Here is a 12,976-nt window from a genome sequence, read left to right as displayed (position 1 = left end):
TCGCCGGGTCAGTGGCGCGCGCTGCCGACGGCGCGCGACGCGTCGGCCGTGGCGCGCACGGTGTCGGCGCCGATCAGGTGGGCGCGGTCTCCCGGCGCCAGCACCGCGAGCAGGTCGAGCACGAAACGGTCTTGCACCCGCCAGGCGGCATGCTCGTCGGAACCGATGGTCGATACCCGCACCAGCATGCCGTCCGGGATCTCGCCCGACAGGCCGTAGGCGAGGCGGCGCAGCTTTTGCTGGATGCCGGCCTTGGTCGCCTTGTCGCCGATGGTGATCCAGTAGGTGATCGGCTCGTTACGCTCGCTCAGGCGCGCCACCAGGCGCTTGACCGGCAAGCGGCCATGGCGGGTGGGCAGCAGGTCTTCGCTGTCCTCGACCAGCTCGAAGCCCTGGGCCACGTAGCAGACCTCGGGCAGGTGCAGCTGCAATGCCCTGCTCTGGTCGCCGCCATAGGCGATCGACAACATCACCCGCTGGCCGTGGGCGTCGATATAGGTGCGCGACAGGGTCTGGTCGTAGATCTTCGCGAGCACGCCCTGCTGCTCCGGGTCGGGCTGCAGGGGCACGACGCCCGGGTCGACCGTCCAGGCGCCGAAGCGTTGCGGAATCATCTGCTCGAGGCTGAAGCGCTCGTGCGGCAGCGGCGCGCGCGGCGCCGGCGTCAAGGCCCCGGTCAGCGCCGAGGTGGCGGCCATGGCCAGGCCCAGCACGATGCTGACGGCCAGGTGGCGGCGCGCCGGTTTCATCGGGCGCCCCCGCGCAGTGGACTCGGCGAGTTCGGCGAGTTCGGCGAGTTCGGCGGGTTTGGCCAACCGTGGCCGGGATGGCGCGGCTGCTCGCGGCGCTTGATGAACCACTGCAGGGCCGCGTCGAGCGCCAGGATCATCAGGAGCGCCGTCACGAACAGCACCATGCCGGCAAAGCCGTGCAGGAAGCCCTGCCCGGCCGCGTCACCGAAATAATAGGTGATCAGGGTCAGCGCGATCACGCGGATCACGTTCGCGGTAAACGAGACCGGGACGATCAGGATCGCCAGCGCCAGATTGCGAAAGGCCGACGGATGGCGCATCAGGTTCAGGTAGAACAGGCCCAGCGCCTCGAGGGTCAGGAGGGTCTGCAGGCCGGCGCAGGCATCGGCCACCAGCAGCTGGTACTGGCCGATCTGCAGCACCACGCCGGAGCGCGAAATCGGATAGCCGGCCGCGAACAGCAGGTGTTCGGTGGCCCAGGACACGGCCATCTTCATCGGCATCGTCACCGCCGCCACCAGCTCGCTCGGCAGGGGCACCATGAACAGCATGAAGAAGAACGGGAACCACAGCAGGCGCAGGGCGCGCGCGCCCAGCTTGAGCAGGACGGTTGCCGCCAGCACCGCGAGGATCGAGGCGACCTCGAACATCAGGATCTTTTGCGAACGGCCCAGCAGGTGGATGCCCAGGCCGAACACCAGCACCGCCCAGCCGATCCAGTGCGGCCGCGGCGGCGCGCTGGCCGCCCGCACCTCGGGCCACTTGCGCCAGATCAGCCACAGGGACAGGGCGAAAATGATCGGTCCATGGCCCTGCTCTTCGCCGATCCAGGCGCCGCTGAACAGGTCGCGGAACGTCGGCCCGAACAGCAGGGCCAGGCCCAGCATGACCGGCCACCATTCGGGCAAGGCCTGGCGCAGGCCGGCGCCCAGGCCAGGGTCGCGGCCAGGGTCGGGGCCAGGACCGGGGCCAGGACCGGGGCCGGGATGCACGCCGTGCCGCGGGTCCATGCTAGAACTCCATCACCACCGAACCGACCACTTCGGCGCCGGCATCGACCATCTGCCCGGCCATGCGCGCCATGTCGGCGATGCGGGTGCGGTGCTTGCAGGCCACCAGCAGCACGCCGCCGGCCCGGCCCGCCACCGCCAGGGCATCGGCGCCGGCCGTAAACGGCGGCAAGTCGAGCAGCACGACGTCGTGGCGGCTCTCCAGCTGCGCCGCCAGGGTGCGAAAGCCTGGCCGCGCCAGCAGTTCTTGCGGATTCGGCGGCAAGGTCCCGGCCGGCAACACCGACAGGTCGGCAAAGGACGGCACGCGCAGGATGGCGTCCAGGTCGGCCCGCCCCGCCAGCATATCGGACAGACCCTGGCGCGGCCGGAGTCCGAACAGTTCATGCTGGCGCGGCGCGCGCAGGTTGGCGTCCACCAGCAGGGTCTGCTCGCCGAGCTGGGAAAACACCAGCGCCAGATTGGCGGCGAACAGGCTGGCGCCATCGTCCGGATCGGCGCCGGCGATCGCCAGCGCGCGCCGCCCGCGCGCGAACCAGCGCAGCGTCAGCTGGCTGCGGATCGCGCGCAAGGCCTCGACCTGGGGCGCAAACGGTTCGTAGGCGGCGACCAGCCTGGGCGAGAGCCTGGCCTGCCCTTTCTGCAGATAGGGATAGGCGAACTGCCGGGCCAGCGCCTGCTGGATGTCGTCCTCGCTCACCAGGCCGAGGCGCAGCGCCGCCTCACCGAAACGGATGCCCAGGTCTTCGTGGGTGCGCAGCACGCGCTCGGCGTCATCGGCGCTGAGCTTGCCAGCATCGACCAGCAGCGCGCCCATGCTGGCGTCGCGGCCGGGGCCGCTGTGCAGGGCGGATAGCACGGATGAGTTCATGGCGAGTCCTCGGCTCAGCTCAGCGCTGTTCAATTGAGGCGCGGTTGCCGGCCGGGCGCCATCAGCCGGCGAAGACGGCCCGTCCGCGCGGGCGGCGCCTGCCAGGCGATGGCGCCCAGTACCGGAATGCCCAGCATGTCTTGCAGGTCGCTGCTGGAGCGCACCGGCCGCGCCAGCAATTCCAGCAGCAGCGCCAGGCCGACGCCGAGCACGGTGCCGAGCACGATCGCAGCCAATGTATTGAGCAGGATGCGCGGGCCACTCGGCGTCGTGGGGGCCACGGCCGGGTTGAGCACCGAGACGTCGGACTGCTCGGACTGGGCCTCGATCCGCGTCTGCGAATAGCGCTGGCTGGCCGCATCGAAGGCGCGCTGCGCGCCTTCGAAGTCTTTCAGCAAGGGACCGAGCTCGTCGCGGGTGCGGTTGAGCTCGAGCACGCGCTCCTTCTGCGCCGCCAGCTCGCTGCGCAGCTCGGCTTCGCGCTGGCGGTAGACATCGGCGTTGGCGCCGACGCTGCGGCTGACGCTGCCCAGCGCACTGCCGAGCTCGGCGCGCAGCTTGCCGGCTTCGGCGGCCGCGGCCTGGTATTGCGGGTGGTTGCGCCCGAAGCGCGCGCCGGCCTCGGCCAGCTTGGCCTCGGCGCTGGCCAGATTCATGCGCAGGTTCTGGATCAGGGTATTGTTGGCGACGTCGGGCGAATCGACGGCCGCGCCGGCGGTCCCGGCCGCCCTTTCGCGCGAACCCGCTTCCATGGCCGCGGCCTGGGCCACCACCAGCTGGGCAGCCAGGTCGTTCAGGCGCGACAGCTCGACATCGACCCGGTTGTTGTCGAGGCTGACGATGCCTTTTTCTTGCTGGTACTTCGACAGGCGGGCCTGGGCCGCCTCGAGGTTGTCGCGCAACTGCCTGGTCTGTTCGTTGAAGTACAGCGAGGCGTTCTTGGCCGGCTCGGTCTTGAGCTGCACGCCGACCCGCCGGTATTCCTCGGCGAAGGCGTTCGCGACCGCGGCCGCGAACACGGGATCGGCGCCGCTGAAGCTGATCTCGACCACGCTCGACTCGCGCGACGGCATGATCTCGAGCTTCTGGAGCAGCAGGTCGGCCAGCCAGTCGCGCACCGTCCCCCTGCCCTCGTTGGCTTCCTGGAATTGCTGGACGACGGCCGGGCTCGACGCCAGCCGCAGCGTGTCGACGACGCGCAGCGCCACGTTCTTGCTGCCGATGATGTCCATTTGCGTTGCCATATATCCCGGCATCAGTTGCCCTGGCATGGTCAGGCCGGTGAGCGGATCGACGCCCTTGTAGTTGAGCAGCACCGATGCCGTGGCCTCGTAGGTCTTTTGCTGCACCACGCTCCAGCCGAGGGCGAGCAGCACCGTGACCAGGAGCGTGCCCAGGACGATTTTCTTACGGGCCAGCAAAATCAGCAGAAATTGATGCACGCTCATGACTCACCTTTGCATGCGGGGACCGCGTCCAAGCCCGGCGAGAAGCCGATGCCGGACACGCTGCCGTCAGAACCAGCTTTCGCGCACCACGATCACGTCGTCGACCTGGACCGTATCACTGGCCTGGACGTCCAGCGTGACCGGCTTGCCGCTGGGGTCGCGGCGCGTGACCTTGATGCCGTTGTCGCTGCCGCGCGGACTCAGGCCGCCACCGGCCGAGATCGCCTGCTGGACCGTCATGCCGCGCTCCAGGCGGAACGGCCCGGGACGGCTGACCTCGCCGGTGACGTAAGCGCGCGGCGCCCGCTCCACGAAGATGATGTCGCCGCCGGCGACCTCGTAGTCCTTGTCGAGCTCGCCCTTGCGCACCATGTCGACCACATCGATGGTCTCGCGCGTCGTCTTGCCGTCGCGCGTGCGCACCAGGCTGATCATGTCGCCGCCATCGCCATGGATGCCGCCGGCCAGCGCCAGCATGTCGAGCACCTTGCGCCTGCCTTCGACCGGATAGCGGCCCGGCCGGTTCACCTGGCCCAGCACCGAAACCTGCTGGCTGGCCAGCGTGGTCACCAGCATGTTCACCTGAGCCCGCTTGATGTAGCCCCCCTTCTCGAGCTGGCCTGCGATCTTCTTTTCGGCGGCGGCCACCGACAGGCCGCCGACAGCCACCTGGCCCAGCAGCGGGAACGTGATGTGGCCACTCTCGCTGACGCGGGTCTCGATCGACAGGTCGGGGCTGCCATACACGGACAGCTTGACCACGTCGCCGGCGCCCAGCAGCACCTCGGTCGCACCGGCCACGCTCATGCCCAGCATGAAGGCGGCCCCCGTCATCCACTTGATCCAGCGTTTCATCGTCAGTCTCCAGGCACGTCGTTGGGAAGTCCTTCGCAAGCCCTACTTGAGGCCGGCCACGCCGCGGTCGAGCGCCGCCTTGTCGGCGCGCGCGTCCTCGTGCACGGTGTCGGCCACCGGGCCGATGTCGCCGTTGCCGTCGCCGTCGCCCGCACCCGCACCCGGTCCGGCGTGCGCCGGCGTGGCGGGCATGCCCGCCAGCGCCGCCGGCGCCGCGGCCGGGAGCGCGCCGGGCGTGGCGGCGTCGGGCGCCAGGTCCTTGTTCAGGTAGTCGATCTTCGCGGTGGCGCGCAGGCGCTGGATTTCGGCCTGGGCCAGTTCCTTGTTCTTGCGGTTGGCCAGGTATTGCGCGATCTGCGGCGCGGCGATCGCCAGCGAGACCGGCGCGTCGCGCACCTCGTCGATCGAGGTCAGGAGCGCGCGCTCCCCTTCCTGCACCAGGAACAGCTGGCCCTTCGGCATCGACAGCAGCTTCGCGGCCAGCTCGGGCTTGAGGTCGGCAGTGCTGCGCGTGACCTGGGCGCGGCCGTAGGCGACCTGCCTGGTGTCGAGATAGGCGGCCACGTCCTCGAGCGAGCGGGCCTTGTCGGCGGCGGCGCGCAGCTCGGGCGTCACGCTGGACGCCGGCAGCACGAGCTGGTTCATCGCGAACTGGCGGCGGTTGGCGAAGAACTGGGGATGCTTGTTGAAATAATCCTCGATCTCGGCCTCGGTCGGCCGACCGACGTCGCCCACCCGCTTCTGCATATAGGCCTGGGCGATGATCAGGGAGCGCGCTCGCTCGATCGCCTGCATGACCTTGGGATCGCGGTCGATCTTTTCCTTGGCCGCCGCGCTTTCGAGCAGTTCGCGGTCGATCAGGGCTTGCAGCAACTGCTTGCTGGCGGTTTGCTGCTGGGCAGCCGGGACGCCGGCACGCTGCATTTCTTCATTCAGCTGCAAAACCGTGATCTCTTCGCCGTTGACGCTGGCCAGGGCCTGGCCGGGCTTGGTCTCGGGCACCGGCTTGTCGCGGTTGCAACCGGCCAGCGCGACGCTGGCCAGCACCAGGACCGCGCACACGGCCCGCCTCGGGCTGAACCTCGGTGCGAATGGATGCGGCAAGTCTGTGACATTATGGTACGAGCTCTGCATGGTGTTCTCCGGCGTGGACGGCATTGGCCCTCAGGCATGCGCAGTCCGGTGTGAAATCCGCCATTCTGGACCGCTTGCGCCATCTGTTCTGTTGTGCATCTCACATCGTGCGTCGGGATCGCCACCTGCGCAGAGGTGCGCCAGATACGCGCGATAAGCACGCTCCAGCCCCTCGGCCAGCGGCGTGCTGGCGCGCCATCCCAGCGCCGCCAGCTTGGAGACGTCGAGCAGCTTGCGCGGCGTGCCGTCGGGCTTGCTGGCGTCGAAGACGATCTCGCCCCGGTAGCCCACGGTCTGGCCCACCAGGCGCGCCAGCTCGGCGATGGTGACGTCCTGGCCGGTGCCGACATTGATATGCGAATGCATGGGGTCGGTAGCCGCCGCATACGCCTCGGGCGCCAGCGCCATCACGTGGACGCTGGCGGCCGCCATGTCGTCGACGTAGAGGAATTCGCGCATCGGCTTGCCGCTGCCCCAGATCACGACCTCGGGCGCGGCGCTCGTCCTGGCCTCATGGAAGCGGCGCAGCAAGGCGGGAATGACGTGGCTGTTCTCGGGGTGGTAGTTGTCGCCGGGACCGTACAGGTTGGTGGGCATCACGCTGCGATAGTCGGTGCCGTACTGGCGGTTATAGCTTTCGCACAGCTTGATGCCGGCAATCTTGGCCATGGCATAGGGCTCGTTGGTCGGCTCGAGCATGCCATTCATCAGGTATTCCTCGCGGATCGGCTGCGCCGCCAGGCGCGGATAGATGCAGGACGAACCGAGGAACAGCAGCTTGCGCACGCCCGCGCGCCAGGCCTCGTGCACGACATTCGCCTGCACCATCAGGTTGTCGTAGATGAACTCGGCCGGATAGGTATGGTTGGCGTGGATGCCGCCGACCCTGGCCGCCGCCAGGTAGATCTGGTCGATGCCTTCGCTGCGGAAGAACTCGCGCACCTGCGCCTGGTCGGTCAGCTCGAGTTCGTCGTGGCTGCGGGTGACGATCTCGGCCTTGTCTGCGGCGCCCAGCGCGCGCACGATGGCCGAGCCGACGAGGCCGCGGTGGCCCGCAACATAAATGCGTGGCTTGTTGTGCACATTGCCTCCCGTGATCAATGTCGATGTGTCGCCGCCCCTATTGCAGCAGCGAAATCGGCCATTGTTCTTGCATTGTGGTTAACGATTCTACCCAGCCCGGATGGCCGCGCAAGCTTGTCGGGAATCGTCCAGATCAAAGAGCGCGTCGATTAGCGCTCATCCGTTTCTAGGACAAAATAGATTGGCTCGAAAGCTCGGCTGGAATCCCCGCCACCCTGCCATTCGATGCGCGCGAAGCCCGACGGTTCATTTTTCTCGCGCCGCGCTTCGCCGGCGGCGCGCCGGGATAGGCATCAGTGCGCGTTCTCGCGCGTGAGGACGACCTTGACGGTCTTGAGGATGATCCACAGATCGAGCCACAGCGACCAGTTGCGCAGGTAATCGAGGTCGTACTGGATGCGCGCTTCCATCTTGTCGAGGGTGGCCGTCTCGCCGCGCAAGCCATGCACCTGGGCCCAGCCGGTAATGCCCGGCTTGACCTTGTGGCGCAACATGTAACCCTTGATGAGCTTGCGGTATTCCTCGTTGTGCGCGACCGCATGCGGACGCGGTCCGACCACGCTCATGCGTCCTTGCAGCGCATTGATAAACTGCGGCAATTCGTCGAGCGAAGTGCGGCGCAGGAAGTGGCCGAGGCGGGTGATGCGGCGATCGTCGGCCCTGGCCTGGACGATGGTCGGCCCGTCGTCCAGTACCGTCATGGAGCGGAATTTATAGATATAGATCTCTTCGCCATACAGCCCGTAGCGGCGCTGCTTGAACAGCACAGGGCCAGGCGAACCGAGCTTCACGGCAAGTGCGATCACCAGCATCAGCGGCCCCAGCAGCACCAGGGCCAGCGCGCTGACCACGACGTCGGTGCCGCGCTTGAGCACGCTGTTAAAGCCCATGAACGGCGACTCGCTGATCGCGATCACCGGCATCCCGCCCACGGTATCGAAACGCGCCTGCATCAGGTCGAACACGTACACGTCGGGCAAGAAATAGACCGAGGCGGTGGTGTCCTTCAATTCGTCGACCAGCTGGCGGATGCGCGGCTGGGCCGAGACCGGCTGACTGATGAAGATCATCTTGATGTTCTTGCGCCGCACATAAGCGGCGACGTCTGCCATCTTGCCCAGCATCGGATAGCGCAGGCCGGGCGGCTTGCGACCGTCGGTACGGTCGTCGAAAAAGCCCTGCACCTGCATGAACAGGTTCGGATAGCGCTCGCACACGCCGGCGAACTTGATGCCGGCATCGTTGGCGCCGACCACCACGATCGAGCGCAGCTCACCGGCGTGCTTGCGGTTGCCGGTGGCGAAGCGCACCGCGATATGGCTGGCCAGGATCGTCAGCGGCGTCGCCAGCGCCCAGGCCAGCAGCACCCGCTCGTCGTAGTAGTACCTCATGCCGCTGGCCGAGCCGAGGAAATACAGCACGGCGAGCGTCAGGCACCAGCCGAATACCGTATCGCGCGCATAGGCCAGCATGCGGCCGCTGCGCCAGGTGCGGTAGGGATCGATCTGCTGGTAGACGGCCGACGAGATGAAGAAGGCCAGGATCATCAGCACCAGGCAATAGCCGGAGAACGGTTCGCCAAAGGCCAATGTCGCCAGGTACAGGCTGCCCATCACGATCAGCGGATCGAGCACGCGCTGGAAGAACGAAATAATGGGAATGTCATTGACCGTCATGCGCCGCCACATCCATCATCAGAACAGCACATTGGCGCTCAGTTGCACCATATTGGCGTCGAACTTGCCGGTGCCGAGTGCCTGCGAACCGGTGCGCGACTCGTAGGCGTAGCCGGCGATCACTTGTACCTTGGGCCGGACCTGCCATGACGCCCGTACGGTGGCGCTGCGGATCGCGTCGGTCAGGTCGTCCAATCCGGCAAACACGTCGCGCGCCGTATAGTCGCGCTTCTCGTAGGCGGCGCGGGCGTCCAGCCGGATGCGGTCGGTGGCAAGCCAGGTGGCTTGCAGGCTCGCTCCCTTGTTCAGGGTCGTGCTGACCCGCGAGCTTTCGATCGGCGCGAATTCGCGCCACAGCGACGCGCCATAGCTGATCTTGCCCTGCGGCTTGTACAGCCAGGTGACACGGCCGTTGACGCCGCTGGTGCGGCCGTCGTCGTACGAGGGCTGGTCGCGCCGCGCATAGCCGACCAGCGCCTGCACCGTCGTCGAGCCGCTCGCCAGCCAGTCGACCCGCGCCTTGAGCTCGTCCTGGGTGAAATCGTCGGTGAGCACGCTGCTGTTGTAAGGTCGCCGGTACGGATAGTTGCCCTTCAGGCGGCGCGCGACGAGGCCCACCGTGCTGCCGCTTTTTGGCCGGTACTGGAGCTCGACCTCATAGGCTTTTTCGGTGCGGTCGTTGTAGCGCTGGGCCAGCAACTCGTAGGTGTACTTGTCGCGCGCGGCGCCGACGCGCAGCTTCCAGCTTGGATGCAGCTTCCAGCCGGCATCGAGCAACTGGCGCCGCTGCCGGCGCAGGTTGCGTTCGTCGCTGTCGAAGTCGGTGTATGGCGCCAGCGTCTTGATGTACAACGCTTCGACACGGCCCTCGAACTGCTTGCCGGCTTGCCACAACCAGCTCGCCTGCAGGTCACGTCCGTCGTAGTCGAGCTGGTCGAAGTGGTCGAACTTGACCTTCGACACCTTGGCGGTCGCCGCGATGCGCTGGCGGCTGATGGTCTTGTCGAGCACGACGCCGGCGTCGAGCGTGCGATAGGAATCGCTGCGCTGGCCTTCGAACGGTTGCTCGTCGTCGGCCACACGAAAAATATTGTCGTCGTAGGCCCAGCCGATGCCGCCAAGCAGCCGTATGCCGTCTTCTTGTCGCGCGTCGTTCGGCGCAGACACTGCTGGGAAGGAACATAACACCGTCGCCAGGGCCGCCACGGTTCGAAGCCGATGCGCTGCAGGGTTGAAAGGCATGTTCTACATTTCCCGGTGGATGCTGCGCCGAAGGAATTACCAGAACTGCCAGCCTCCGGTATGCACCACCCAGACTCCCAGCAATCCATTGGTGATAGCGTGAGCCAGTATCGGCGACCACAGCTTGCGGTGCCGCATATACAACAAACCATAGGCGACGCCGGCCATGACGCCGGCCAGCCAAAGATGGTGTTCGAATCCGAACAACAGGCATGGAATCACGAAAGCCTTGAAGCCGATACGCGCCGGATCAAGCGACATGAAGTCGGATCGCTCGACCCACCGCATCAAGAAAGAGCGCCAGAACAGCTCTTCCATCACCGGCACGATCAGGGCGGCGCCGGCAATGCGGATCGTCACCAACAACCAGTCGATCTCGCCTTGTGTGCGCGGGTCGTAGCCGGGCGCGCTGCCAAGCGTCATCCAGGGGGCGTCGAGATGCACCCACAAGACCAGCACCACGACGCCGGCGGCGCTGGCGGCCAGCGCCTGCCTCAGCGACAGCGCGAAACGGTGCAGCTCGTCATAGCCGCGCCAGAACGCGGCCAGCAGCGCCAGCACGGCGCCGACCTGCACCGGATACAGCCAGCGCAGCTCGGCGCGGCCGACACCGATCCGCTCGAGCATGTCGGCAAGGATAATGAAGAAAATATAGGTGCCGAAAGGCAGGATCCGCATCCAGGCGGCGCGGTTGAGAAGGGGTTCGTCGGCCGCGAACGCGGCCGGTGGCGGGACAGCATGTGGTTCATCGCGTTCGGTCATCGATGCCGTCCCTTCATTGCCTCATTGAACGTCGTGCTTATTCGCCCCTGGCGCGCGCCTCGATGCGCTCCCAGCGCTCGAGCGCGTCGAGCAGCAAGTCGTCGATCTCGGCATACCGCGCATTGATGCGCTTGGCGTCGGCCGGATTCGTCTTGTAGAAATCAGGCGCGTTCAACTGCTGCGTGATCGCGGACTGCTCGTCTTCGAGCGACGCGATCAACTGCGGCAACTCTTCGAGCTCGCGCTGTTCCTTGTAGCTCAGCTTGACCTTCTTGCCCGCGCCCTGGGCCGGCGCCTCGTCCACCTTGGCGGCGCTGGCCTTGGCCGCGTTCGGCGCAGGCGCCGGCGCAGACGCCGCCGGGGCCGCCGCCCTGACGCGCTCCCAGTCAGTATAGCCGCCGACATATTCGCGCCACTTGCCGCCGCCCTCGGCCACGATGACCTGGGTCACGACATTGTCCAGGAAGGTACGGTCGTGGCTGACAAGGAAGACGGTGCCGGTGTATTCCTCCAGCAATTCTTCCAGCAGTTCGAGGGTGTCGATGTCGAGGTCGTTGGTCGGTTCGTCCAGCACCAGGCAGTTGGCCGGCTTGGCGAACAGGCGCGCCAGCAGCAGGCGGTTGCGCTCGCCGCCCGAGAGCGACTTGACGGGCGAACGCGCCCGTTCCGGCGAGAACAGGAAGTCGTTCAGGTAGGTCATCACATGCTTGCGCTGGCCATTGATCTCGACCCAGTCGCTGCCGGGAGCGATGGTGTCGGCCAGGCTCGCCTCTTCGTTGAGCTGGGTGCGCATCTGGTCGAAATACGCCACGTTCAATTTGGTGCCGAGGCGCACGGCGCCGCTGTCGGCCGTTTCCTCACCCAGGATGATCTTGAGCAAGGTCGTCTTGCCGGCGCCGTTCGGCCCGATCAGGCCGACCTTGTCGCCGCGCATGATGGTGCCGGTGAAACCGTCGACGATCACCTTGTCGCCATAACGCTTCGACACGCCTTCCAGGTCGGCGACGATCTTGCCCGAGCGCTCGCCGGTGGCGACGTCGAGCTTGATCTGGCCCTGCTGGTCGCGGCGCGCGGCGCGCTGCAGGCGCAGCGCTTCCAGGCGGCGCACGCGGCCTTCGTCGCGGGTACGGCGCGCCTGCACGCCCTTGCGGATCCACACTTCTTCTTGCGCCAGGAATTTATCGAACTTGGCGTTCTCGACTTCCTCGTTGGCCAGCAATTCGCGCTTGCGCTCCTGATACGTCGAGAAATTGCCCGGGAACGAGAGCAGCTTGCCGCGGTCGAGCTCGATGATGCGGGTGGCGACATTGTCCAGGAAGCTGCGGTCGTGGGTGATGAACAGGATCGAGCCGCGGAACTCACGCAACAGGCTCTCCAGCCACTTGATCGAGGTAAAGTCCAGGTGGTTGGTCGGTTCGTCGAGCAGCAGCACGTCCGGCGCCGACACCAGGGCCACGGCCAGCGCCACCCGCTTTTGCATACCGCCGGACAAGGTGCCCATTTTCGCGTCGCCCGCCAGGTTCAGGCGGCCCAGCGTGGTCTCGACCTTGTTCGCCAGGTTCCAGCCGTCGGTGGCGTCCAGCCTGGTCTGCAGCACGTGCATGCGTTCCATCAGCGCATCGTCGTCGCCCTGGCCGAACTTGCCGGTGAGTTCTTCATATTCAGTCAGCATCGCCTGCTGGTCGCCCATGCCGAGCGCGACCACGTCGAACACGGTCATTTGCGGGTCGAACACTGGTTCCTGCTCAACGTAGGCGATGCTCACGCCCTGCTGCATGACCAGCAGGCCGTCGTCGAGTTTCGAGCGGCCCGAGATGATCTTCAGGAGCGAGGATTTGCCGGTGCCGTTACGGCCGATGAGACCGACGCGCTCGCCGGTTTCCAGCGAAAAGTCGGCGTGGTCGAGCAGCGGGACGTGGCCGAAGGCCAGTTGCGCGGAAGTGAGGGAGATGACTGCCATGTTCGGTAAGCGTTCCGTCGCGCGGTGTTGCCGGCGCGGGATCGGAAAAATGTGCGTTAATTGATTGAGGCGCACATTGTACCGACTGGCGGGCCTGAACTTGCAAAACTCTTGCTATCCTCGGCTATAATTGCAGTCGGTCCATGGTCGCGGTCTGTCTTGCAGGCGTGGCCACCGGATTGC

The 12,976-nt window shown here is 66.6% G+C and carries 11 protein-coding genes; all 11 read right to left on the bottom strand.

From position 1 onward, the window contains the following. Nucleotides 1–8 precede the first annotated feature (8 nt). Nucleotides 9–749, bottom strand: a complete 741-nt coding sequence (gene epsI, locus KY496_RS26305) for an exosortase-associated protein EpsI, B-type (RefSeq protein ID WP_005669163.1) — start codon at nt 747–749, stop codon at nt 9–11. Next, entirely contained in the window at nt 746–1,762 is a 1,017-nt protein-coding gene (gene xrtB / locus KY496_RS26300) for an exosortase B (RefSeq protein ID WP_219863124.1), read from the bottom strand. The genes epsI and xrtB overlap by 4 nt, the downstream gene beginning before the upstream one ends. Before the next feature lies 1 nt (nt 1,763). Continuing rightward, the gene (gene epsG / locus KY496_RS26295) at nt 1,764–2,633 is read right to left on the bottom strand and encodes a chain length determinant protein tyrosine kinase EpsG (RefSeq protein ID WP_219863123.1); all 870 of its coding nucleotides are present in this window, start codon (nt 2,631–2,633) and stop codon (nt 1,764–1,766) included. 29 nt (nt 2,634–2,662) lie between these two features. After that, complete coding sequence (gene epsF, locus KY496_RS26290; protein ID WP_219863121.1) at nt 2,663–4,081, bottom strand: chain length determinant protein EpsF; 1,419 nt, start codon at nt 4,079–4,081, stop codon at nt 2,663–2,665. A gap of 66 nt (nt 4,082–4,147) precedes the next feature. Then, nucleotides 4,148–4,936, bottom strand: coding sequence for a polysaccharide export protein EpsE (gene epsE, locus KY496_RS26285; RefSeq protein WP_005669154.1), 789 nt, complete (start codon nt 4,934–4,936; stop codon nt 4,148–4,150). 42 nt (nt 4,937–4,978) lie between these two features. After that, nucleotides 4,979–5,998, bottom strand: coding sequence for an EpsD family peptidyl-prolyl cis-trans isomerase (locus tag KY496_RS26280; RefSeq protein ID WP_229520374.1), 1,020 nt, complete (start codon nt 5,996–5,998; stop codon nt 4,979–4,981). 102 nt (nt 5,999–6,100) lie between these two features. After that, on the bottom strand, nt 6,101–7,153 hold the full coding sequence (locus KY496_RS26275) for a GDP-L-fucose synthase (RefSeq protein ID WP_219863117.1): 1,053 nt from the start codon (nt 7,151–7,153) through the stop codon (nt 6,101–6,103). Nucleotides 7,154–7,446: 293 nt separating this feature from the next. After that, complete coding sequence (locus KY496_RS26270; protein WP_005669148.1) at nt 7,447–8,829, bottom strand: undecaprenyl-phosphate glucose phosphotransferase; 1,383 nt, start codon at nt 8,827–8,829, stop codon at nt 7,447–7,449. An 18-nt stretch (nt 8,830–8,847) separates the two neighbouring features. Continuing rightward, on the bottom strand, nt 8,848–9,996 hold the full coding sequence (epsL, locus tag KY496_RS26265) for an XrtB/PEP-CTERM-associated polysaccharide biosynthesis outer membrane protein EpsL (protein ID WP_229409861.1): 1,149 nt from the start codon (nt 9,994–9,996) through the stop codon (nt 8,848–8,850). 111 nt (nt 9,997–10,107) lie between these two features. Next, nucleotides 10,108–10,833, bottom strand: a complete 726-nt coding sequence (locus tag KY496_RS26260; protein ID WP_005669142.1) for a CAAX prenyl protease-related protein — start codon at nt 10,831–10,833, stop codon at nt 10,108–10,110. A gap of 37 nt (nt 10,834–10,870) precedes the next feature. Further along, the gene (locus tag KY496_RS26255; protein WP_005669140.1) at nt 10,871–12,793 is read right to left on the bottom strand and encodes an ATP-binding cassette domain-containing protein; all 1,923 of its coding nucleotides are present in this window, start codon (nt 12,791–12,793) and stop codon (nt 10,871–10,873) included. Between the last annotated feature and the right edge of the window lie 183 nt (nt 12,794–12,976).

It is taken from the genome of Massilia sp. NP310 (assembly GCF_019443485.1).
Classification (GTDB): Bacteria; Pseudomonadota; Gammaproteobacteria; order Burkholderiales; family Burkholderiaceae_D; genus Telluria; species Telluria timonae.
This window is presented reverse-complemented; position numbering and strand designations above follow the sequence as displayed.

Coding starts and splice junctions, on each gene's coding strand:
- epsI (WP_005669163.1), bottom strand. CDS start 749: ATGAAACCGGCGCGCCGCCACCTGGCCGTCAGCATCGTGCTGGGCCTG.
- xrtB (WP_219863124.1), bottom strand. CDS start 1,762: ATGGACCCGCGGCACGGCGTGCATCCCGGCCCCGGTCCTGGCCCCGGT.
- epsG (WP_219863123.1), bottom strand. CDS start 2,633: ATGAACTCATCCGTGCTATCCGCCCTGCACAGCGGCCCCGGCCGCGAC.
- epsF (WP_219863121.1), bottom strand. CDS start 4,081: ATGAGCGTGCATCAATTTCTGCTGATTTTGCTGGCCCGTAAGAAAATC.
- epsE (WP_005669154.1), bottom strand. CDS start 4,936: ATGAAACGCTGGATCAAGTGGATGACGGGGGCCGCCTTCATGCTGGGC.
- KY496_RS26270 (WP_005669148.1), bottom strand. CDS start 8,829: ATGACGGTCAATGACATTCCCATTATTTCGTTCTTCCAGCGCGTGCTC.
- KY496_RS26260 (WP_005669142.1), bottom strand. CDS start 10,833: ATGACCGAACGCGATGAACCACATGCTGTCCCGCCACCGGCCGCGTTC.
- KY496_RS26255 (WP_005669140.1), bottom strand. CDS start 12,793: ATGGCAGTCATCTCCCTCACTTCCGCGCAACTGGCCTTCGGCCACGTC.